The organism is Paenibacillus andongensis (assembly GCF_025369935.1).
Classification (GTDB): domain Bacteria; phylum Bacillota; class Bacilli; order Paenibacillales; family NBRC-103111; genus Paenibacillus_E; species Paenibacillus_E andongensis.
In genome coordinates this window covers 1,638,431-1,660,416 of sequence record NZ_CP104467.1, presented here as the reverse complement: position 1 = coordinate 1,660,416, position 21,986 = coordinate 1,638,431, and the positions used below count along the sequence as shown (strand labels likewise).

Below are 21,986 nucleotides of genomic sequence, written 5' to 3'. Positions count from 1 at the left end.
AGACCTAGTAAGCAGCGAGCACTTTCTTAGGCAGTTCTTCCATGAATGTCACATGCCAGAGGGCAAATATATAGATGGTCCAAATGCGGCGAGCATAATCGCCCTGATTATTACGATGCTTATGCAGCATGCGCTCCACAGCGTTGATGTCAATATAATCTTCAATTCCGCTGGACTTAATTAGTTCCAGAACCATATCGCCCATCGAACCTTTCATCCAATCACGCAGCGGTACCGGAAAGCCTAGCTTCGGACGGTTCAAGATCGGATCAGGGATGATACCTTCCATGGCCTTCCGGAAAATGTACTTCGTCGTTCCATTCGCGATTCGGTACTTGGCCGGAATGCGGCGTGCCACTTCGAACAGTTCCTTATCAAGGAAAGGAACACGCAGCTCGAGTGAGTGTGCCATCGTCATCTTGTCAGCCTTCATCAATATATCGCCAGGCATCCATAGATTCATGTCGATATACTGCATCCGGCTCACTGGATCAAGATGCTTCGTCTTATTGTAGTAATCGCCAGCAATTTGCACTGGATTCTTATAGGCGCGCAGCATCTCATTATCAAGACGCAGCACCTCCGCTTTCATATCCTCGGAGAAAATTTTGGCGTTGCCGAGGAAACGCTCCTCAAGCGGTGTCGTGCCGCGCAGCAAATAGTTGCGGCCCTTGACACTGCTTGGCAGCATCCGAGCAAAGCGGTTCAGCATGCGCTTCACCGATGTCGGCAGCTGGTCAATCGGACGTAAGGATTGCGGCTCGCGATAAATGCGGTAGCCGCCGAACAGCTCGTCCGCGCCTTCGCCGGACAGAACAACCGTCACTTGCTCACGTGCAAGCTTCGCCACGTGATAAAGGGCAATGGCCGAAGGATCGGCGACAGGCTCGTCCTGGTGCCAGATCGCCTTCGGCATCGTGCCGAAGAAATCATCCTGCGTGATGATTTTGTCGTAATGCTCTGTGCCTAGTGCCGCAGCTGTTTGAGCGGCAATCGGCGTTTCATTGTTGGCGCCTTCGAAGCCAACGGAGAACGTGCGGATCGGTTCGATATTCCGCATATGTGTAGCAATCGCCGTCGAGTCAATCCCGCTCGACAAGAAGCAGCCGCGATCCACATCACTAACCATGTGGAGCTTGACCGAATCCTTCAATGTTTCACGAATTTGCTCCACATAATAGTCAAACGGACGATCCTCCGGCTCAAACATGGGATCCCAATACTTATTTATTGACATTTCTCCGTCAAACGTTATTTTGACCGTATGCCCTGGGGGAAGCTTATGTATGCCATGGAACATCGTGTTAGGCTCCGGCACGTATTGAAAGGTCAGATAGTTCAGCAAGCTGTCCGTGTGGATCAACCGGTTCATGCCGTCCGCAGCCAGCAAGCTCTTAATTTCGGAGCCGAACAAGAACTGGCGGTCATTGACATGATAGTAAAACGGCTTAATGCCGAAGTGGTCTCTCGCTCCGAACAGCTGCTTCTTTTTCTTGTCCCAAATAACGAAGCCAAACATGCCGCGCATGTATTTGACGCATTCCTCTCCATACTCCTCATAGAGGTGAACGATAACCTCCGTATCACTTTGCGTGCGGAATTGATGCCCGCGCTCCTGCAGCATACTGCGTAAAGCCTTATAATTATAAATCTCCCCGTTGAAAATGATCCATACGGAATCATCCTCATTGGCCAATGGCTGATGCCCTTCTTTTAGATCAATAACGGACAAACGGCGAAAGCCGAGCCCAATCCGATTATCCGTCCAAAAACCGGAATCGTTCGGACCCCGATGAACAATAACATCTGTCATTTGCTGCAACATTGCAGTGGTTGGTTCTCTATCTTCAAAATACATGACACCCGTAATACCACACATGGTGAAACTCACTCCTCCGTACCATTCATCAATCTTTCTCTTCGACAACCGATATATAAGTATACCATATCTGTCCGTCATTCTGGAAATGCGATGAAAGTACGTGAAAGCGCTGTATCCTATAGAAAAATGATGGAAATCAGAAGTCGCTTTAATGAAGCTGATAACCTGGTTTTTTTCATACGTGCCTCCACCTTTCCTCTGCGCATAAAAGTTTGCCTTGTGCAACTTTTAGGGTAGAACATGTTCTTTCCCCTAAACTAGGATATGCTCAAGGATTCGAAACGGTTCCTCCACTTGTGTTATTGCTTCACTATGTTTTAACATCCACTTTCTTATCCGTGTTATCCGCTGCATACAATGACTAAACAGGGCAAACTAAAAGGACCTGCTTTCGCAGATCCCCATGACTGATATTTTATAAATCCAAGTCTATTACCACGGCCTTTTCCCGCCGCCGAGCTTCGTCAGAATACCGTCGTTCGCCGCATCATATGCCTGAAAGATTTTGGCTGCAATCGGGGATGCTCCGTAGCGTCCGAATCCGCCTTCCGGCACAACAACAGCAACAGCTAGCTTCGGGTTCTCTACAGGAGCGAATGCAATAAACACCGCGTTTTCTACAGAACCTCCCGATACAGCTTGCGTCGATGTACCTGTTTTGCGTGCTACATTAAAAGGTAATTCATCAATGCCTTCGGCACCACTTTTCATCCCATGGATAATGGTATTCCAATCTTCTTTAGCAAATTCAGAGGAAAAATCTTCAATAACCTCTGGCTCAATTTTTTTAACTAGTTCACCTTGGTAGTTTCGGATTTCATCTACGAAAAGAGGCTTCATACGTTTCCCGCGACTGGCCAAAGTAGCTGTATATTGAGCAAGCTGCAGTGTAGTCGTTTTTTCATTTTGTCCCCATGAAGCGTAGACCATAGCGGATTGGTAACTGTCTTTTTGAGCATTTTTGATAAAATCATTGGAACCCGCGAATTCACCTGGGAGACCGCTTCCTGTTTTCACGCCCATGCCAAATTTCGCAAGATATTCTGCCCATTTCGCTGTGACCTTCGGTGTTTCTCCCCCATATTTCAAGTAGAAGGGAATACCCACTTTCTCGGACATAAATGTGTTAGAAGAGTGTTCAATAGCCCCAGCAGCATCAATATACCCGTAAGCAGCTTTACCCGAATTTGTGATGGTACTTGACCCACCCTTACCAAAGCTAAACGATCCTGAATCGTAGTAGTTCTCATAAGCGCCGAATAATTTCTCTTTAAGTCCGATTAATACCGACAAAGGCTTAATCGTTGAACCCATAAATACAATGGAAGACGGGTGCTTCGCATTTTCCTTCTCGTCCGGATATTTGGACTTAGCTGTCATGATGGAGCCATTGGAAATATACGTACCAATTTCTTTGTAAATATCCGGCGAAATCCCTCCCGTCCATGCATTAGCATCGTAATCCGGATAGTTCGCCATCGTAACGACACGCCCTGTATCCACTTCCATCGCAACGGCAAAACCAGAGGAGGCTTTCATCCCTGTTTTCATATACAGATCATTGGCATGAGTCGGGCTGCGTAAATATTTGATATGATCCTCCAGTATTCTCTCGGTTGCCTTCTGGATATCTTTATTAATCGAAAGATAGAGATTATTCCCCTTGACAGGCGCTGTCACTTCGGCTCTTCCGATAATTTTCATAGCCGCGTTGACGGGATATTTCCTACTCCCATTTTTACCGCGCAGCTCATCCTGATACATGCGTTCAATGCCGTCAAAACCGACATTTTCTGAGTTCAGGTATTCTTCGCTAGTTGGGCTGTCTTTATAAATATCTTTGGCCGTTTGCGTAGAAAATGATTTCAAATATCCAACCAAATGTGTGGCTATCGTCGTCTTGTTGTCATCGTCCATTTCATAAGTACGGATACTCTCTTCCGTCACTTCCAGCCATTTAAATTCATCTCGGTGCTCTAGTAAATAAGCCATTTCCCCTTTGGACAAATCTGCTTTAATCCGCCGCGGAACCCAATAGTAACTTGGGTCTTTCACCTTATTTTTGTTAATGTCGTAACCTAAATCCATCGCTAGAACGATTTCTTCCGGAGTGGGGCTGACCGAATTCGGTTTGGCATATTTATCAAAAACTTCGGTCTTTAGCCGCTGAGCAAGCGCAATTACTTCATCTTTGTTTTGTTGGCCGGGTTCAATACGGAAGAACAAGGACTGAACAGGAATCGTATAAGCAAGAGGAGATTTGGTAGAGTCGTAGATATTGCCTCGAATAGGAGCGATACTCGTGGTCTGATTCGTGTTTGTATTTTCTGCCGCTTTAAGATCCTTGGCTTGAACGAATTGTAAGATAGCTAATCGCACGATCAAGATCGAAAATAATACAAAGGTTAGAAAGAAAAATATATTGATCCGAAACGAAAAGTGCCGCTTTTTGGTAATTTCTTTTTTCTTCGGATCATCCATAATGGATGACTTCATCGCTTCTCAGATCCTTTCTTATGCAATAGCTTGCTCATGAAACAACTCAAGAAGGGAATGAATTCCCTCCCCTGTATGATAAGAATAACGGATAATTCGCACAGCATCGATACCGACTTGATTTGGCGCCCAAATATCATTCGTTTCATGGTCGCCGATATAAAGAATATCCTTTGCCTCTAACCCCGCCCTATCGAGTGCAAGCTGGAAAATGGCCGGATCTGGCTTCTCTAGACCCACTTCTGTTGAAACGATGACAGGGTCGAAATCATGCAAAATCCCCTTATCCTCCAATATGGCTTTCAAGGTAGGAGCAAAATTGCTGATAATCCCTATTCGAAAACCTCGGGACTTCAAACCATCTAAGAATGGCTTAACATCATCAAACAATTCATAATACTCGGGTGCCGTGTAAATGTCGTAGAGCTCGTGGCAGCAGGTATAAATCTCTTCCTCTGTCCATTCTTCGTGAATGCCTAATTTATGAAGCACATATTTATATAGATTAACCCAGAACTCGCGATCTGACTCTGGACTGCAAACCACGAAATTGTCCTGCTTATTCACATAATAAAAAAGACGAAAAGCTTCCGTAAATAGTTCACTAATATGAGCTTCATCGCGATCCACAGATCGCAATTGTAAATACTGTTTGAGTATCGTCTGGGCTGCTGGAATCGTGAGTAAAGTGTCCCCGGCATCTAAGTAAATCATCTTATATTCCTGAAGTGGTTTCCGCATACAATCTCCCTCATTCTTATAAACAATCCTATCTTATTAGTGTACCACATTTAATCATCATATGAGAAAACCTCCGGAACTACCCATGATTTTCTAGAAGGAACAGCCACCTTAACAAAAAAAGCCTTCCCTTCGAAATCCAAAGGAAAGGCTTCTTGCTGATACATTCTAAGCGTCCTTAACATGTGTTTGATCGAAGTTAGGCGGATTGAACCAGTTGCCTCCGCTTGCCACCCAGGTAGAATCCAACGGTACCCAGCGATCCGACTCTTTCAGATAAACCTCATTCCAAGCGTGAGGCCCGTAGCTGCCCTGCCCGTCATAGCCTAGCCCCGTGACAACTTTCACATCAAGACCGATGGATCTGGCCATCTGTGCATATAGCCTAGAGTAGTCTATACAAACCCCTTCTTTGGTGTTGAAGGTATCCTCTGGCGTCTGTTCTTTCCAGATTCGTTTCTCTTCATAAAGGTTTACCTTATCCCAATCATATTTGATGCGGCTGCCTACCCATTTATACAACAGCTTGGCCTTCTCTTCATCCGTCTTCCCGCTGGCGGTTACTTCTTTGGCCGCATCTGCAATATTGCCTGGAATTTTCGCGTCCAGAACTTCATACTTACGCTGCAGGATATTCGTAAATTCTTGTTCGACAGCACGTGTGAACACGGGCACTTTGTCGGCAATGAAGTCACCCGTGAAGGGTGAAATAACTTCTTTGGCGCCTTTTTGATACATCTGTGACGATTCAATGTAAGGTGTAATCATAGAGTGCGGGAATAACGTTACATAAATGAAAAGCACAGCGATAAGAATGAGCGCCCTAGCGAGTCCTGCGATAGAACCAATGGCTCCACCCGAGACAGAACTAATAAAAGAGCTGCTGCGCTCCCTGTAAGGATCTCGATTGGCCAACCAACTTCCTAACAACGGATCAACCAATAGGTTCAGCAATTGCTTCACGATCATATAGCCAAGTAAAAACAATACACCGAAACGCAGCAGCGGGAAATCACGGATACTCGTCATCACTGTATAATAAGTTTGTTTAAGCATGCTGATCTCTACGGATGGAATTTGTAAATTCTGCCCTTTCAACCAGGTTTGAATCACAGGCGATACCCACTGGACCCCTTTCCACGCGATAAACATGGACAGAATGACGATAACCGCCTCCACGAGCATAGACAGAAGATGTTTAGCTGAACCTGAGCCTCCCCGGAAAAACCCTTGAACGACAGAGCCTACAAGTGTGAGAACGATCACAATGGATATTACATTTATCGAAGTTGATTGTAACCACGTCATATCCGTCATGATTGCTCACCATCCTAATTTAATCAAACTATTACTCTGCTTACTGCTTTGCGTTTTTCTTTGCTTGTTCGATGAAAGCATTAACGGCTGCGTTCGCGTTCATCTTAAATGTTTTACCAAGGAAGGTGACTTGCACTTCATCCGTCCCTGCTTTGCCTTCCACCTTTAAGCTCTTCGTCGTAATGAGGAAGGAACCGTCAGGATTCGCTTTAAACTCTGCATCTTTAGCTTCCGAGGTTAACGTACTGACAGCTTTATCTTTGATTTCATCACCGACTTGTGAAACCACGCTTGCCCCAATATCCTTTATTTTATCCTTATAGCTCGCTCCATAAACGACAAGAGCCCCAACAATCGCGATGACCAGAATCCATTTCACCACAGTTTTCACAATACCGATCACGATAAAAAGCACAATAATAGCAGCTACAATTAAGTACCAACGATCCTGCGCAAAGGAAATCCACTGATCCAAACTAACCCCTCCTAATTATCCAAAAGTCCCTTCCTATCATACTACAGGGAATCCTTAATCTTCATCTCTTTTTTTCCTTAACAGGGCTAACTTTCGTTCGATCTCTTCTGTTTGATCGACGCCGCTTCTTGTTTTTCGAAAAGACTGTCTCAACCGAAAAACCAGGAAAATAGCCACGCCAGCGAGTAAAACAATCACATATGCGTCCATAAAGCCTCCTAAAAACAGAATTGTGTCATTTGTATGGAAAGGTCATATCTATCGGACGAGCGGCGTACATCTTAAGAAGAGACAAGTCTAAAAGATTGAGGTGGTGAGAACATGCGAACAGCTATTTGGTTGTACTTATTTATGTTTGTTGCTTTTTTTGATTTACACGCGCAGTACCCAATTCTTTCTCCCTTCGCCTTATCGTTAGGAGCAGCTCCTTCTTTTATAGGGCTAATTATGGGCGTATACTCAATTACACACTTGCCTGGGAATCTAATCGCTGGCTACGGCGTAGACAAATACGGAAGTAAAATCTTTATTGTCTTTAGCCTGATTGTAGCAGGGATCATCTTACTTTTTCAATCCAATGTGAAAGATCCTTGGCACTTGCTATACATTCGTTCGATTAGCGGATTCGTACTCGCCTTCTTATCCCCTGCCTGCTTATCGCTGCTTGCACGCATAGCCAAGGATCGCATCCACCAAAGTAAACTGATGGCTGGCAACGGTCTCATACATACCCTTGCTTCCGTGGTATCTCCAGCAGCAGGCGCTGTATTAGTTGCCAAAATCGGGTTTACAACAGCCTTCTCCGTCTTAGGTTGGATTCTTATTGTCACAGGCATTCTTGCTATCTTCGGTGTGAAAGAAAAGCAGCTCTTAGCCCAAACAGGGAGCAAATCCCCTATCTTAGATCATCATGGTCATGGCATGTTGAGTCATGAATCAGATCTACCCGCCAGTGTAACGATTCCATGGTTATTCTTTCTCATTCCGATGGCACTCTCCTGCTCACAAGGCATTCTTTTCTTTGAGCTTCCACTTATGAAGTCGGCCAGAGAGTCTATCTTAACGTCCGGCGTTTTTTTCACTTTAATCAGTTTAGGCGCCCTGTTAAGCATCAGCTTCTGGTTCTTAAATAAGATTCCGCCGTTTATCCGAACGGTTTGCGGAAGTTTATCGCTTGCGGTCGTTTTCTTCGGTTTAGCCATTCAGTGGCCAGTACCGCTCGCTGTTTCCCTTTTCCTAATCGGAATGGCGAAAGGTGTCATTTACCCCGCTCTTGCTGCCCTTCTTGCCGGTATAACAAGCAGCAATCGATATGGACGCGTCTTTTCCCTTCTTTCCATTTCCTATTCCGTTGGCGCCTTTATCGGTCCGATGATGGCCGGGCAGCTTCGAGATCACATTTCCTCTTACTTCATCGCGTTCTTCATCTTAATGCTGGCACTTTCCCTCTTACCGCTGCGCACATTTAAAACGCCTATCACGACGTAATTTCTCGGGCAAAATGGCGGCTTGAGCTTATCAAGCCGTCTTTTGTGCTGTCAATCCCTGTCATTTCCCGGGAAATTACGCAATCCTATTCGCCTAATCGTCGAATGAAATCCTTGGATCACTTGCGAAAACGGGTTATACTACAAAAAAACCTAAAAGTGAGGAAATCTCATGTCGATTGTCATCATAGTAGAAGGTAAAAATGATAAAAGCCGGTTAAAACGCGTGGTTGATGAAAGTGTCATGATCCTCTGCACATTCGGTACCCCTAGTTCATTGACTCTCGAAGAACTGAGAAAAAAAGCGGATGACAATCATGTATTCATATTCACTGATAATGATGCTTCCGGCAAAAAAATACGTTTTCTATTGCGAGAAACATTTCCAGACGCAGAACAAATCTATACGCGAAGAGGATATGCTGGCGTGGAAGGGACACCCGAGGAATACATCATTCAGCAATTAGAAAAAGCAGGGCTAGATGAGTATATCAAATACCCTGCTCCAGACCCTGCTTTTGAATAGTTAATAGGATGAAAGATTGACTTACTTTCCTTTAGATAAAGTCACAACATCTTTGACAATATGGTCCACATCCAACTCCGGGTTGCTCGCATCATAATAATTCCGGAGTTTTCCTTTGGGGTCAACCAGTAGAATAGCATTGGAATGCGAGAAATTACCATCCTTCTCTTTAATCACCATAATGCCGAAATCTTCAGCAAGCTTGTGAATTTTCGATTCCTCTCCGCGGAGGAAAGTCCACCCGCCCGGAACTGGCTTCGACTCGAATCGGTTACCGAATTCTTTAAGCACTTCCGGTGTATCTCGTTTTGGGTCGACAGTTATCGATACAATTTCTGCTTTAGTACCCAGTAAGTCTTTCTTCTTCAAAGATTCCTGAACCTGAGAAAGCAAAAAAGTCGTCGGCATGCAAACGTCCGGGCAAAAGGAATAAAAGAAGTATACAAGTCTAACCTTACCATCCATATCTTGAGAGGCAACTGGTTTGCCATCTAAGTCTTCCAATTGAAACGAAGGAGCTTGTTTCATTGCTGTTAAACGTTGGTCCGGTTCACTGCCGTTAGCCCATAATTTATAGGCAAATGATGCAATCATGGCAATTAAAATAGCGCCCAGCGCTAGCTTAAACCAATTTTTCCCGATAAACGTATTCATTACTTCAGCCCTCAATTCTAACTAATTTTCACAGTATCAATAACCATGAGGAACGATAGGAGAGTTAAATACAACAGAGAGAACAGAAACATGCGCTTAGCCCATACCACTTCGGCCTCACCTGTTGCCTTAAAGCCTTTGATACTCATGAAAGCCCAAATCAATCCTAAGATGGTTGATGCGAATAAAAACAAGTAACCTACATATCCATAAGCCGTTAACATCACGGTTACAGGAACAAGTAAAACGACATAACGCACCATACTAATCTTGGTCACGTAAGTCCCCTTCACGACGGGTAGAAGCGGGAATCCTGCAGCGCGATATTCTTCCATACGGCGAATCCCAAGAGCCCAGAAATGCGGAGGCTGCCAGAGGAATAAGAAAGCAAAAAGGAGAATAGCACCTAGATCAACTGTACCACTTACGGCACAATATCCAATAACGGGGGGTGTAGCTCCAGAGAATGCTCCAACGAATGTACTCCATACGGAAGTCCTTTTAAACCATGCCGTATAGAGCCAAACATACAAGAACAGGCCAATCAGTCCGATCAACGTTGCTAGAGGCGATTGCGCTCCAAAATATAGGACTCCCAGACCGATCGTTCCTAAAATAATACCGTACCAAAGAACGACATTCGCACTCATTCTCCCGCTTGGAAGAGCTCTATTCTGCGTCCGCTCCATCTTCGCATCCATTTCACGGTCCAAATAATTGTTGAGTACCGTTCCTCCTGCCATGACCAGAGCTGTTCCTAGCATCGTCATAATTAGGTGTACCCAGCTTACATCCCAATGGGCAGCGACCCAATAGCCAGCAAAAGCTGTCATTAAATTGGAATAAATAATGCCTGGCTTTACCAAGCGGTAGAAATCTTTCATGGTTACCGGCTCAGCCGATGCTTGCATATTGCTAGCTTCTATGGTTTCTGCCCCAATGGACCCTTGTGACGAACCATTCGAAACGCTTTCGTAGCTAACTTGATTTTCCACGTAAACGTCCTCCTCTATGTCGAATTTCCGAGCAAACTTAATCATGAACACTCCCATCATACCAACCCCTACATCGTTTGACAATGAAGTGCAGGCAGTTGTCATCATATTGTCGATTCTCCTTCCAGTATGCGTGAAAAATGATCGGAGCATGCGATTCCATGGAAAAAGGAGCCCCCAAGGGCTCCCATCCATGTTTAATCTTATTATTTAGTAACCATTAATGGCGTTAATGCTAATAAGCTGCGACGAATATCCTGCCATGCTTTCGTCAAAGCCAGCTGCAATTCCCAAGCATGTCTTCCCATAACAGTGACGATTAAACCGTATTTATACGTCAGACTGGCTCCGATACGGACATCTACACCCTCAAGCTTCGCAAGACTCTCCAATACCTCCTCGAGATGACGTTGTTTAAGGCGATCCGAGAAAATATACAAATTACCGAGATGAGTTTCCCGCTCCCAGCAGCCTGGTGCTGATAGCTGCATAGTCTTTGGTTCAATTCTTTGATTCTGATAAAAAATCAATTCCTTGCCGTGCCAAACTTTCATACGATTCATATAACGGGAGTATTGAAATATTTCGCCTCGCTGTGTTCGCCCCGGACAACATACATCCGAGAAAATCAATGCTGACCCGGCTGCTAAATGAACATCCATTTCAGCGGCTAGGCTGGCATCTTTATAGAGCATTAAGGGCTCTGGGATGTATTCCAGCATCGCGTCTGCTTCCAAATGAAGCGTCTGGCGCTGCGTGCTTCCCTGACCAGCTTCAGACGGATGAACCTTCGTGAACGATTGGTTCGTTAGAAAAACACGCGCGCCGTCTCCAAGGCGCACGTTGATTTCGTAATGATCCCCTGACATGAGTCCTGGGGAGCAGTCCATCATATAGACGCCTAATTGATCCGTAGGATGGGCGTCCTGGAGCAGCGTTTCGTTCTCGTAACGAAACGTTTTGGCGATTTTGAGCGGGGAGGCATGGTATTTGTGGGCGAGCTGCGTCAAGCCGCTGCGTACCGCAAATTCCGCCTTAATCTCCCCGGTCACGCTAGGCATGGCTGAACTCCTGTTCCACCCATGTGACAATGTCGTCCAATCCTGTGCCGCCCATCAGGTTGGAGAAAATGTACGGACGGTCGCCGCGCATCTTCTTCGTATCCGAATCCATCACTTCCAGGCTGGCGCCTACATACGGGGCTAGATCGATTTTGTTAATAATAAGCATATCGGAACGCATAATGCCGGGACCGCCCTTGCGCGGTATTTTCTCCCCCTGAGCAACATCGATGATATAGATGAAGCGATCCACCAGCTCTGGGCTGAACGCTGCGGCTAAGTTATCTCCGCCGCTCTCGATGAAAATAATATCGAGATTCTCGAAACGCTTCTCAAGCTCTTCAATAGCTTCGAAATTCATCGAAGCATCCTCACGGATCGCTGTATGCGGACATCCGCCTGTTTCTACCCCAATAATGCGTTCCTCAGGGAGTGCCTCGGAGCTAATTAAAATACGGGCATCTTCCTTCGTATAAATATCATTCGTAATCACCGCAATACTATAGCGGTTGTTAAGTTTCCGCGCTAGACGCTCCACTAGCGCTGTTTTACCAGAACCCACAGGTCCGCCGATTCCAATACGCATAGGGCGACTCCGATCCACATCAGGTTTCTCCCAGTGGTGGTGATGGTGACCTTGACCTTGACACATAGTCATTCCTCCTAAAAATTATGATTAGGGCATAATTGCTTCATTAAGACATGAATAATCGCGAATAGAGCGTTTCGTGCTGCATCATGGCGATATCTGCTGCCGGTGCATTCGTATACGCATCCAAGGGATCCAAATGCGCTACACGCTGCCACTCGCTTCCTGTCAAAGGAAGCAGCTTCGCAAGAAGAATTTGTCCTTGGGTTTGACCCATGGACATGAGTCTAAGCGCGCTGTTGATACAGGTCATGATACAGCTGTACAGATAGCCTTCCGCCGCTTGATATAGCGGCACACCGAGGTGATAGCTTACCCATCCATGGACAAGCGGATGATTCGAGCTGCAGCGGCCGGCTTGCACAGCTTCGTCCAGAGGCTGCCAGTTTAGCTCAGGGTACATCGAACGCGATAGCTGGAGCAGTCTGCGGCCCATCTTTTGAACGCCGCTCCTCGCTTCACTAGATATACGCTGCACATGCAGCATATGGTCGATTTCCCAGAGCTGATCCCATTCCAGCCTTGGAATATGGGTATAGGCAGCTTTGATTACCATCGTATCTGACGGTGCCCAGCTAAAAGCGAGCATCGTGCGAATATAAGCTTCGAGTTCATCAATCGTTGTTAATCGCTCTTGCTGCACGAGCGTTTCCAAACCAAAGGAATGAGAGAATCCGCCAATGGGCAAAGCTGAATCCAGAAGCTGCTGATAAGCAAGCCAGTGAAACCTAGGCGCTATCTCTTCCGTAAATGTCGTTGTCTTTGTTGTCATCGCTTTGTGTCATCACCTCGATCGGGGACTTCCCACTCTTTTAAAATAAGAAGTATAACTGCGCCATTGGCACTTCGGTCGCCGGCTCACAAGTAATGGCTTCCCCATCAACCTTCACTTCATAGGTCTCTGGGTTTACTTCTATGGAAGGCGTGCCGTTATTATGAATCATGTCTTTTTTCGAAATATCGCGACAGCCTTTCACAGGCTCGACACGCTTTTGCAGCCCTAATTTCTCAGCAATGCCGCGATCATAGGCTGCTTGAGAGACGAAGGTAATCGAGCTTTGCGTCAAAGCTTTGCCAAAAGCAGCAAACATCGGACGCCCAAATACAGGCTGCGGCGTTGGAATTGAAGCGTTCGGATCTCCCATTTGCGCATAGGCAATGCTGCCGCCTTTGAGTACCAGATCCGGCTTAACCCCGAAGAACATCGGGCTCCATATGACAAGATCCGCGAATTTCCCAGGCTCAATGGAACCGACAAGATGCGAAATCCCATGCGTAATCGCCGGATTGATCGTATATTTGGCGATGTAACGTTTAATGCGGAAATTGTCGCCATCTTCCGTATCGGGAGCCAGCGGCCCACGCTGCTTCTTCATTTTATCGGCCGTTTGCCATGTACGGATAATAACCTCGCCAACCCGCCCCATGGCCTGGGAATCCGAACTTAGCATACTGAATACACCTAGATCATGAAGTATATCCTCGGCAGCAATCGTTTCTGGGCGAATCCGGGAATCCGCGAAAGCAACATCCTCGGGTATACGGCTGTCCAAATGATGACACACCATGAGCATATCCAAATGCTCTTCAATCGTATTGATCGTGTAAGGACGTGTCGGGTTTGTCGAAGACGGTAGTACATTAAGTTCAGCAGCGGCACGGATAATATCCGGCGCGTGCCCTCCGCCTGCTCCTTCGGTATGATACGTATGAATCGTACGGCCCTTAATAGCTGCGAGCGTATCCTCGAGAAATCCCGCTTCATTTAATGTATCCGTATGAATGGCAACTTGAACGTCATATTGATCTGCTGCTTCGAGACACGTGTCGATTGCTGCCGGCGTCGTTCCCCAATCTTCATGAAGCTTCAAGCCAATAGCTCCCGCTTCAATTTGCTCTCTCAACGGAGCTAGAAAAGATGCATTGCCTTTACCCGTAAAGCCCAAGTTCATGGGAAAAGCTTCGGCTGCCTCCAGCATACGCTGCATATGCCATGCACCTGGTGTACAAGTCGTGGCATTCGTACCAGTAGCTGGCCCCGTCCCTCCACCAATCATCGTTGTCACGCCTGAGGAAAGCGCCGTTTCAATTTGCTGAGGACAAATAAAATGAATATGAGCATCAATCCCGCCCGCGGTTACAATTTTACCTTCACCCGCAATAACTTCCGTGCTTGCACCAACGATCATATTGGGATGTACGCCATCCATAATGTCCGGGTTCCCCGCTTTGCCGATACCCACGATATGACCATCTTTGATGCCGATGTCACCTTTGACAATACCCCAGTGGTCGATAATGACTGCATTCGTAATCAGGGTATCGAGAACACCTTGGTCACGGGTAGCTCCACTGGACTGCCCCATCCCGTCACGAATGACCTTACCGCCGCCAAATTTACATTCATCACCATAAACGGTGTAATCATGCTCGATTTGTGCCCAAAGCCCGGTATCAGCCAAACGAATGGCATCTCCCGTTGTAGGCCCGAACATTAGCGCATAACTTTTACGATCTATTCGATTCACCGGGCTTTCCCTCCCATGTTTGCCATCTTTCTCTCGCAGCACTTGACATATTCCCTTTAGCAGCTAAGCCTTTACTCAAGTTATTTAGCCCATATGAAAGTTTGGCTCCACCAAGTTCAACAAGTTGAATAGGTTTCTGTTCCCCAGGCTCAAAACGGACAGCCGTTCCCGCGGGAATGTCCAAACGCATGCCATAGGCGTGTTCTCTCGTGAAGTCCAACGCTCTGTTCACTTCAAAAAAATGAAAATGCGAACCCACTTGAACGGGACGATCCCCTGTATTCGTAACGATCAAATGAACCGTTTGTCTTCCTATATTCATTTCAATATATCCCTTGACTGTTCGATATTCGCCTGGAACCATCTTCTCGCCCCTTTCGATTCATCATTTGTATAGTTAGGTTATGGGTTCGTGTACAGTAACTAATTTGGTCCCATCGGGAAACGTAGCCTCTACCTGTACTTCATGAATCATTTGAGGTACACCTTCCATGACTTGCTCTGCTCTCAGAATCGTTGTACCGAATGTCATCAATTGAGCAACGGTCAATCCATCCCTGGCTCCTTCCATAATTTCGGAGGTTAGCAGCGCTATGCTTTCGGGATAATTCAGTTTCAAGCCTCTGGCAAGTCTTCGGCGTGCTAGATCAGCAGCCACAGTAATGAGCAGCTTTTCTTTTTCTCTCTCCGTTAAATGCACATCTTCACCTCATTAAAATCCGAATAATGGTAATTCTTTATCTTTATTATATTCGTGTATTTCATGATTGTAAATCATTTATGTTAGTTATCATGACATTTAAACAACTGTTTCTGAAGTCATTCTTCGTATTTTATGTGATTTTCACAAAGAAATAACTGGTCTTTGTGCAAAGTTAACAAAAAACACTTCATGCATGTCATCTATATTGACATTAACTTGTTTTGCACTTTATCATAAGCCTTGTAATCCAAATCTTGTAAGCAAAGGGAGTGGGACGTGAATGAGAGAGATAAGAAATAAAGGTAAGCTCACAGTCGCTTTGAGTATGGCTTTGATGATGGTCATGGCTGGCTGTGCAAAAACAGAGCCAACTACATCCACGACAACTACACCTATGGCAACCAAAGCCGCTGAAGCTAAGGCGGAGACGAAGGATGAAACGGTACCTGTTGGGATTCTTCACTCACTCACAGGCACCATGTCCATTAGCGAAGTATCTGTAAGAGATGCTGAACTTATGGCGATTGACGAAATTAACGCAGCTGGGGGACTCTTAGGTAAAAAAATCAAGCCCGTGATTGAAGACGGGGCATCCGATTGGCCGACTTTTGCAGAGAAAACGAAGAAGTTACTGCAAAAAGACAGCGTCGTTACGATCTTTGGCTGTTGGACATCTGCCAGCCGCAAAGCGGTGCTTCCGGTCGTCGAACAAAACAAAGGATTACTGTGGTATCCGGTACAGTATGAAGGCGTGGAATCATCACCTAATATCTTCTACATTGGGGCAACAACGAACCAACAAATTATCCCAGCGGTAACTTGGCTTCTGCAAAACAAAGGCAAGAAATTCTACCTACTCGGTTCTGATTATGTCTTCCCAAGAACAGCCAACAAAATTATTAAAGAGCAGTTGAAAGCTGAAGGCGGAACACTTGTTGCCGAAGAATACACACCACTTGGACACACCGACTACAATACAATCATTAGTAAAATCAAAAAAGAGAAGCCGGATGTCATTTTCAATACGCTTAACGGCGACAGTAACGTAGCCTTCTTCAAGCAATTGAAAGATGCAGGCATTTCATCCAAAGATCTAACAACAATGTCCGTAAGTATCGCAGAGGAAGAGGTTCGCGGTATAGGAGCTTCTGTCTTAGATGGACACTACACGGCTTGGAACTACTACCAAACAACTGATGTTCCTGAGAACAAAAAATTCGTAGAAGCTTACAAAGCCAAATATGGGAAAGACCGCGTTACGGACGATCCGATTGAAGCTGGTTACACGGCCGTTTACTTATGGGCCGCAGCTGTGAAGAAAGCAGGATCCTTTGAGGTGGAGAAAGTGAAAGCTGCTGCCAAAGGTATTGAGTTTAACGCACCGGAAGGTAAAGTGGTTATTGATGGAGAGAACCAACATATTTCCAAAACGGCACGTATCGGTCAAATTACGGCGGATGGCCAAATCAAGGAAATTTGGAACTCCGGCCAACCACTCAAGCCAGATCCTTTCCTCAAAACATACCCATGGGGCGGAGAAGTAACGAAAAAATAAAGTTAGTTATTGGAGCCAGGATTGCCTAACGGCAGTCCTGGATTTCACCAAAATATAAGAATTTATATGTTTCACACGATAAGTCGCTATATTTCTGGATAAACGCCCCCGTCCAAGAAGGACGGTAGACGTTTATTTTGTTTACTTGGGTTTACTGGGAGGGATTGCCATGAGTCTGCTGCTTCTTCAATTATTTAACGGTCTAAGCCTTAGTTCCATTCTGCTGCTGATCGCCATCGGTCTTGCGATTACATTCGGCTTGATGAATGTTATGAATATGGCCCATGGCGAATTCATCATGATTGGCGCCTACATGGCTTATCTAGTTCAGCAGTGGTTCCAAAAGTTTCTACCGGCCTCCGCTTTCGGATGGTATTTCATCGTGTCGTTAGGTGTTGCCTTTGCGGTAGCCTTCCTCGTCGGCTGGCTGCTCGAAGTTTTTCTTATTCGATTCATGTATGGCAGACCGCTAGACAGCCTGCTTGCTACATGGGGAGTAAGCCTTGCCTTGCAGCAGCTTGCACGCACCATCTTCGGTGCTCCTAATGTGGCTGTTAAAGCCCCCGAATGGTTGGAAGGCGGACTTCATCTGTCAGCCGACCTCATTCTCCCTTACAAGCGCCTCTTTATTATTGCTTTGGTAGCGCTGTGTATCTTGGTGATTTATATGTACCTGTATCACTCTGCCGGAGGAAGACGCATGAGAGCCGTTATGCAGAATCGTGAAATGGCTGCTTGTCTCGGTATTTCCACACGTAGAGTAGATGCTCAGTCCTTCGCTTTTGGCTCCGCAATGGCAGGAATTGCCGGATGCGCCTTAACGCTGCTTGGACCTATTGGACCGACCATAGGCACTTACTATATTGTGGATGCTTTCATGGTTGTTGTACTTGGTGGAATTGGCAAACTGATTGGAACCGTAGCAGGAGCATTAGGTATTGGGGTTTTCAATACAGCTTTGGAATACACAACAAGTGCTACGCTCGGTAAAGTGCTTGTCTTTACGCTCATAATCGCCTTCTTGCAATGGAAACCGATGGGACTTGTGACGATCCGTTCAAGATCCTTAGACTGAAGAAAGGATGTGGCATCTTCCATGCTCTTAGCGGGACAATCCAAGCTTAAATTGATCGTTTATGCCGTATTTTTGATCGCTATCGCTCTGGCACCTCTGTTCCTGTCAGACTTCCGACTATCCCTTCTTGGCAAGTTTCTCGCTTATGCCATCATCGCCATGGGAATTGATCTCATTTGGGGCTATACGGGTATTCTTAGCCTCGGCCATGGCGTCTACTTTGGACTTGGCGCTTATTGTATGGCCATGCATCTTAAGCTCGCCGCGTCGCCAGACCAGCTGCCGGATTTCATGTCATGGAGCGGCGTTGAGAGATTACCCTGGTTCTGGGTTCCTTTCCAACATGCAGGGGCAGCATTCCTTCTAGCCCTCATTGTTCCAATGATCGTCGCCTTCATCTTAGGATATTTTACATTCCGCAATCGAATCAAAGGTGCTTTCTTCTCTATATTGTCTCAAGCGTTAGTCATTATTACCGTCACGTTATTCGTTGGTCAACAAGGCTATACAGGCGGAACTAACGGTCTAACCAATTTCACCACGTTTATTGGCTTAAACCTGCAATCACAATCTACGAAATTATTATTCTTCTATCTCACTTTAGCTGTTGTTGTTGTCATTCTTATCCTGTGCAGTCTGCTCGTCACCAGTCGGATGGGCAATATTCTCACGGCCATTCGTGACGGGGAAAATCGGGTTCGCTTTATTGGCTACAATCCAGTCACTTTTAAAGTATTCATTTACTGCGTTTCAGCAGGATTAGCTGGACTTGCAGGTGTGCTTTTCGTCCTTCAGGAAGGCATTATCTCACCTGCACAAATGGGCATTGTCCCTTCGATCGAGATGGTTCTTTGGGTAGCTATCGGAGGGCGATCAACGATCGGAGGCGCCGTTCTTGGAGCGTTAATTACCAACGCAGCCAAAACAACGTTTAGCGAGGCTTACCCTGCTTGGTGGCCGATTATGCTCGGGGCCATGTTCATTATTGTTGTACTGCTGCTGCCCAAAGGTATCGTCGGTACGATTACACATTACACCTCCAATTGGAAAAAAAACGTGCTTCCTAAGCCGATTTCTTCATCGCAAGAAGCTAGCTGACCATACTCCAAATCCTTAATGTTATGAAATTTGAAGGGGGAACATCCCAATGCTAGGACAATTAGCGAAACAACAACCTGTAGCCGGCGAGAAAATCCTTAGCGTTAAAGGGCTTGAAGTGAGCTTTGATGGATTTAAAGCCTTAAGCAATCTGGACTTTTCCTTGCAATATGGAGAGCTTCGGTTCCTTATCGGGCCGAACGGAGCAGGTAAAACAACGCTCTTGGATGTCATTTGCGGGAAAGTGAAGCCTTCACAAGGTCACGTTTATTTCAAAGAATCGATTGATCTCTCCAAGCACCAAGAACATCAAATCGCACAACTCGGCATTGGACGTAAATTCCAAGCGCCTTCCGTCTTCTCAACATTAACCGTTTTTGAAAATTTGGCTCTTTCTATGAAACAGCAGCGCGGCCTCCTCAGCGCTCTATTGACCAAGACGACGAGTGAACAACGCGACCGCTTGCATCTCCGACTCGAGATGATTGGCCTGCAAAATAAAGTCAAAAAACGCGCAGGATCACTCTCTCACGGCGAGAAGCAGTGGCTTGAAATCGGGATGCTGCTCATGCAGGAGCCCGATCTATTGTTGCTGGACGAACCTGCCGCCGGCATGACAGATAGCGAAACCGAGAAAACAGGTGAGCTGCTACACGAAATTGCGGCAAATCAGACGATCATCGTCGTTGAACACGATATGGCGTTTGTTCGTAAGTTCGCTAGAACCGTCACGGTACTTCATGAAGGCACCGTGCTTCGGGAAGGCACGATGCAGGACATTCAGAATGACGATAAAGTTGCTGAAGTTTATCTTGGAAGGAGAGTGGAGCGAGGTGCTTAATCTTCAGAAGATAGAAGCCGGTTACGGCGAGAGTATGGTTGTACGCCATGTCAACCTTCAGGTGAAACCTGGCCAAATCGTTTGTCTAATGGGCCGCAACGGTGTAGGGAAATCCACACTCATGAAGAGCATTATGGGACTCATTCAGCCGAAATCCGGCACGATCCACTATAACGAAGGGAACATAACGTCCTTTCTGCCGGATCGACGAGCCAAATTAGGGATCGGCTACGTGCCGCAAGGCCGTGAGATTTTCCCACAGCTTACTGTCGAGGAAAACCTGCTGCTTGGGCTTGAAGCTGCAACAGATGGAAGAAAAAAGCTCCCTGAATCTCTCTTCGACACTTTTCCCGTACTTCGTCAAATGCTTCACCGCAAAGGGGGCGACCTCAGCGGAGGGCAGCAGCAGCAATTAGCGATAGCCCGTGCCATGGCCCCCGGCCCTAAGCTACTCCTGCTGGATGAGCCGATGGAGGGTATCCAACCTTCTATCGTCATGGAGATTGAAGCCATCATAGAATCAATCAAACGCAATCGAGAAATTGCCGTATTGCTTGTCGAACAAAGCTTAGAGTTCGCTACCAGCATCGCCGATTATTATTATGTTTTGGACCGAGGGACCATAGCTGCCGAAGGCCATGCCGAGCATTTGAGCGAAGATCAAGTCCGAAAGCATTTAACGGTATGATTTTGACTTCAAGGACCCACACTATAAATGGAAGCTGGATGACTTGACCTAAGAAACTAGGCGTCAAGTACCGTCCAGCTTCTTTTTTTTGTAGATAAGAAAGTATAAGTTTTATACTTTTGCTTCGCATCTACCTTGACAAACACGCTCGTCCTAGAAGGACGACGGAGTCGTTTATCCTTGCATACAAAGGAACTAATTATAAAGTTAAACTGGACGTCACAAAATGTATAATGATAACATGCATATATAGGATCGAATGTTGCGTCCGGCATATCGAGCACCGAACCTTTTGAAGGAAAAGGAGGGGGACGTTTATGTCTAAGATATTAATTATTGAAGATGATTTAAGTATTGGCGAGATGATGGCGATTTATTTGTACGAGGAAGGCTATCAAGTTATGCGTGCGGAAACTGGACATCAAGGTGAAGTGCTATTCCGAGATTTCGAACCTGATGTCATCGTGCTTGATATTATGCTGCCTGATGTTGACGGGATTCAACTATGCACAGACTTCCGCAATTCGTCAGCCATCCCCATTCTTATGGTATCCGCCAAAAATGAGGTCTCCGATCGCGTCAAAGGCCTGCAGACTGGTGCTGATGATTACCTATGTAAACCATTCTCAATGAGGGAACTGTCAGCAAGAATACAAGCTTTACTGCGACGTTCACATGCCTTTCCTCCGCCAGTTCAATCTACCGATACGACCGAGCAAGTCGTTCATCTGGATCTAGAGAAGCGCTGCCTTTTTGTACATAGCAAAATCATAGAGACCACATTCTCTGAATTTGAAATCATGAAACTTTTTTGGCAAAATCAAGGGCGAGTATACAGCCGGGAGGAGCTTCTAAACCGGGTCCGTGGTTTCGATTCCTATGTAACCGAACGTGCAATCGATGTACATATCGCAAACCTTCGCAAAAAAATAGAAGCCGATCCCAAAGAACCGAAATATATTAAGACGGTATGGGGTGTCGGTTATAAATTCCTACTTACGTGAGCTCCTGATGGGGCTTTTTTTGTTTGGGAAAATTAAGCTAAAACCAGTCACCAAATGGGCATGAGCACAATATGATGATTATGGAAAATGACAATGACGAAGACATTGTTTCACAATTCAATTATGAAGAAAGCTTTCTCAATGAAAGCTCAAGGAGGAAATACCAACATGTTGAATAGCCCTTACAGAATCGGTAACCTAGGAAACCCAG

22 protein-coding genes are annotated in these 21,986 nt (G+C 45.9%); 8 read left to right on the top strand and 14 right to left on the bottom strand.

The genetic code is table 11. The features are described 5' to 3' along the window. Window positions 1-4: 4 nt before the first annotated feature. The 6 genes from asnB to NYR53_RS07690 all read right to left on the bottom strand — a co-directional run bounded on the left by asnB (window position 5) and on the right by NYR53_RS07690 (window position 7,121). Window positions 5-1,879, bottom strand: coding sequence for an asparagine synthase (glutamine-hydrolyzing) (gene asnB / locus NYR53_RS07715; RefSeq protein WP_261304635.1), 1,875 nt, complete (start codon window positions 1,877-1,879; stop codon window positions 5-7). A 435-nt stretch (window positions 1,880-2,314) separates the two neighbouring features. Continuing rightward, the gene (locus NYR53_RS07710) at window positions 2,315-4,378 is read right to left on the bottom strand and encodes a peptidoglycan D,D-transpeptidase FtsI family protein (RefSeq protein ID WP_261304634.1); all 2,064 of its coding nucleotides are present in this window, start codon (window positions 4,376-4,378) and stop codon (window positions 2,315-2,317) included. 18 nt (window positions 4,379-4,396) lie between these two features. Further along, the gene (locus NYR53_RS07705) at window positions 4,397-5,119 is read right to left on the bottom strand and encodes an HAD-IA family hydrolase (protein WP_261304633.1); all 723 of its coding nucleotides are present in this window, start codon (window positions 5,117-5,119) and stop codon (window positions 4,397-4,399) included. A gap of 168 nt (window positions 5,120-5,287) precedes the next feature. Next, on the bottom strand, window positions 5,288-6,436 hold the full coding sequence (locus NYR53_RS07700; protein ID WP_261304632.1) for a transglutaminase domain-containing protein: 1,149 nt from the start codon (window positions 6,434-6,436) through the stop codon (window positions 5,288-5,290). Between the two features lie 40 nt (window positions 6,437-6,476). Continuing rightward, a complete protein-coding gene (locus NYR53_RS07695) occupies window positions 6,477-6,911 on the bottom strand; it encodes a hypothetical protein (protein WP_261304631.1) in 435 nt (144 codons plus the stop codon). 54 nt (window positions 6,912-6,965) lie between these two features. Beyond that, window positions 6,966-7,121 (bottom strand): hypothetical protein, encoded by a 156-nt coding sequence (locus NYR53_RS07690; protein WP_261304630.1) that lies wholly within the window; start codon window positions 7,119-7,121, stop codon window positions 6,966-6,968. 111 nt (window positions 7,122-7,232) lie between these two features. Here NYR53_RS07690 and NYR53_RS07685 point away from each other — a divergent pair, with 111 nt between their 5' ends. Both NYR53_RS07685 and NYR53_RS07680 read left to right on the top strand, forming a co-directional pair. Next, entirely contained in the window at window positions 7,233-8,399 is a 1,167-nt protein-coding gene (locus tag NYR53_RS07685; RefSeq protein WP_261304629.1) for an MFS transporter, read from the top strand. A 171-nt stretch (window positions 8,400-8,570) separates the two neighbouring features. Next, a complete protein-coding gene (locus NYR53_RS07680; RefSeq protein WP_261304628.1) occupies window positions 8,571-8,924 on the top strand; it encodes a toprim domain-containing protein in 354 nt (117 codons plus the stop codon). A gap of 21 nt (window positions 8,925-8,945) precedes the next feature. Here the strand turns inward: NYR53_RS07680 and NYR53_RS07675 are convergent, their stop codons facing one another. From NYR53_RS07675 to NYR53_RS07640, 8 genes are all read right to left on the bottom strand, one after another. Beyond that, window positions 8,946-9,578 (bottom strand): SCO family protein, encoded by a 633-nt coding sequence (locus NYR53_RS07675; RefSeq protein WP_261304627.1) that lies wholly within the window; start codon window positions 9,576-9,578, stop codon window positions 8,946-8,948. 17 nt (window positions 9,579-9,595) lie between these two features. Continuing rightward, entirely contained in the window at window positions 9,596-10,573 is a 978-nt protein-coding gene (cyoE, locus tag NYR53_RS07670) for a heme o synthase (RefSeq protein WP_367618629.1), read from the bottom strand. Between the two features lie 206 nt (window positions 10,574-10,779). Continuing rightward, window positions 10,780-11,634, bottom strand: coding sequence for an urease accessory protein UreD (locus NYR53_RS07665; RefSeq protein WP_261304626.1), 855 nt, complete (start codon window positions 11,632-11,634; stop codon window positions 10,780-10,782). Then, entirely contained in the window at window positions 11,627-12,286 is a 660-nt protein-coding gene (gene ureG, locus NYR53_RS07660; protein WP_261304625.1) for an urease accessory protein UreG, read from the bottom strand. The genes NYR53_RS07665 and ureG overlap by 8 nt, the downstream gene beginning before the upstream one ends. Before the next feature lie 43 nt (window positions 12,287-12,329). Continuing rightward, window positions 12,330-13,055 (bottom strand): urease accessory protein UreF, encoded by a 726-nt coding sequence (locus NYR53_RS07655; RefSeq protein ID WP_261304624.1) that lies wholly within the window; start codon window positions 13,053-13,055, stop codon window positions 12,330-12,332. Between the two features lie 40 nt (window positions 13,056-13,095). Next, window positions 13,096-14,778, bottom strand: a complete 1,683-nt coding sequence (gene ureC, locus NYR53_RS07650; protein WP_437180170.1) for an urease subunit alpha — start codon at window positions 14,776-14,778, stop codon at window positions 13,096-13,098. A gap of 13 nt (window positions 14,779-14,791) precedes the next feature. Continuing rightward, window positions 14,792-15,175 (bottom strand): urease subunit beta, encoded by a 384-nt coding sequence (locus NYR53_RS07645; RefSeq protein ID WP_261304622.1) that lies wholly within the window; start codon window positions 15,173-15,175, stop codon window positions 14,792-14,794. Window positions 15,176-15,208: 33 nt separating this feature from the next. Continuing rightward, on the bottom strand, window positions 15,209-15,511 hold the full coding sequence (locus tag NYR53_RS07640; protein ID WP_261304621.1) for an urease subunit gamma: 303 nt from the start codon (window positions 15,509-15,511) through the stop codon (window positions 15,209-15,211). A gap of 283 nt (window positions 15,512-15,794) precedes the next feature. On the opposite strand from NYR53_RS07640, the gene urtA reads away from it, so the two are divergent. From urtA to NYR53_RS07610, 6 genes are all read left to right on the top strand, one after another. Continuing rightward, on the top strand, window positions 15,795-17,069 hold the full coding sequence (gene urtA, locus NYR53_RS07635; RefSeq protein WP_261304620.1) for an urea ABC transporter substrate-binding protein: 1,275 nt from the start codon (window positions 15,795-15,797) through the stop codon (window positions 17,067-17,069). Between the two features lie 169 nt (window positions 17,070-17,238). Continuing rightward, window positions 17,239-18,144 carry an urea ABC transporter permease subunit UrtB gene (gene urtB / locus NYR53_RS07630; protein WP_261304619.1) on the top strand — a complete coding sequence of 302 codons (906 nt, stop codon included), beginning with the start codon at window positions 17,239-17,241 and terminating at the stop codon, window positions 18,142-18,144. A 21-nt stretch (window positions 18,145-18,165) separates the two neighbouring features. Further along, the gene (urtC, locus tag NYR53_RS07625) at window positions 18,166-19,242 is read left to right on the top strand and encodes an urea ABC transporter permease subunit UrtC (RefSeq protein ID WP_261304618.1); all 1,077 of its coding nucleotides are present in this window, start codon (window positions 18,166-18,168) and stop codon (window positions 19,240-19,242) included. Between the two features lie 49 nt (window positions 19,243-19,291). Continuing rightward, entirely contained in the window at window positions 19,292-20,083 is a 792-nt protein-coding gene (gene urtD / locus NYR53_RS07620) for an urea ABC transporter ATP-binding protein UrtD (RefSeq protein ID WP_261304617.1), read from the top strand. Continuing rightward, window positions 20,076-20,771 carry an urea ABC transporter ATP-binding subunit UrtE gene (gene urtE / locus NYR53_RS07615; RefSeq protein ID WP_261304616.1) on the top strand — a complete coding sequence of 232 codons (696 nt, stop codon included), beginning with the start codon at window positions 20,076-20,078 and terminating at the stop codon, window positions 20,769-20,771. Before urtD ends, urtE begins: the two co-directional genes overlap by 8 nt. 317 nt (window positions 20,772-21,088) lie before the next feature. Continuing rightward, window positions 21,089-21,775, top strand: coding sequence for a response regulator transcription factor (locus NYR53_RS07610; RefSeq protein ID WP_261304615.1), 687 nt, complete (start codon window positions 21,089-21,091; stop codon window positions 21,773-21,775). Window positions 21,776-21,986 lie beyond the last annotated feature (211 nt).

Coding starts and splice junctions, on each gene's coding strand:
- asnB (WP_261304635.1), bottom strand. CDS start 1,879: ATGTGTGGTATTACGGGTGTCATGTATTTTGAAGATAGAGAACCAACC.
- NYR53_RS07710 (WP_261304634.1), bottom strand. CDS start 4,378: ATGAAGTCATCCATTATGGATGATCCGAAGAAAAAAGAAATTACCAAA.
- NYR53_RS07705 (WP_261304633.1), bottom strand. CDS start 5,119: ATGCGGAAACCACTTCAGGAATATAAGATGATTTACTTAGATGCCGGG.
- NYR53_RS07700 (WP_261304632.1), bottom strand. CDS start 6,436: ATGACGGATATGACGTGGTTACAATCAACTTCGATAAATGTAATATCC.
- NYR53_RS07690 (WP_261304630.1), bottom strand. CDS start 7,121: ATGGACGCATATGTGATTGTTTTACTCGCTGGCGTGGCTATTTTCCTG.
- NYR53_RS07685 (WP_261304629.1), top strand. CDS start 7,233: ATGCGAACAGCTATTTGGTTGTACTTATTTATGTTTGTTGCTTTTTTT.
- NYR53_RS07680 (WP_261304628.1), top strand. CDS start 8,571: ATGTCGATTGTCATCATAGTAGAAGGTAAAAATGATAAAAGCCGGTTA.
- NYR53_RS07675 (WP_261304627.1), bottom strand. CDS start 9,578: ATGAATACGTTTATCGGGAAAAATTGGTTTAAGCTAGCGCTGGGCGCT.
- NYR53_RS07665 (WP_261304626.1), bottom strand. CDS start 11,634: ATGCCTAGCGTGACCGGGGAGATTAAGGCGGAATTTGCGGTACGCAGC.
- ureG (WP_261304625.1), bottom strand. CDS start 12,286: ATGTGTCAAGGTCAAGGTCACCATCACCACCACTGGGAGAAACCTGAT.
- NYR53_RS07655 (WP_261304624.1), bottom strand. CDS start 13,055: ATGACAACAAAGACAACGACATTTACGGAAGAGATAGCGCCTAGGTTT.
- ureC (WP_437180170.1), bottom strand. CDS start 14,778: ATGTTCGGGCCTACAACGGGAGATGCCATTCGTTTGGCTGATACCGGG.
- NYR53_RS07645 (WP_261304622.1), bottom strand. CDS start 15,175: ATGGTTCCAGGCGAATATCGAACAGTCAAGGGATATATTGAAATGAAT.
- urtA (WP_261304620.1), top strand. CDS start 15,795: ATGAGAGAGATAAGAAATAAAGGTAAGCTCACAGTCGCTTTGAGTATG.
- urtB (WP_261304619.1), top strand. CDS start 17,239: ATGAGTCTGCTGCTTCTTCAATTATTTAACGGTCTAAGCCTTAGTTCC.
- urtC (WP_261304618.1), top strand. CDS start 18,166: ATGCTCTTAGCGGGACAATCCAAGCTTAAATTGATCGTTTATGCCGTA.
- urtD (WP_261304617.1), top strand. CDS start 19,292: ATGCTAGGACAATTAGCGAAACAACAACCTGTAGCCGGCGAGAAAATC.
- NYR53_RS07610 (WP_261304615.1), top strand. CDS start 21,089: ATGTCTAAGATATTAATTATTGAAGATGATTTAAGTATTGGCGAGATG.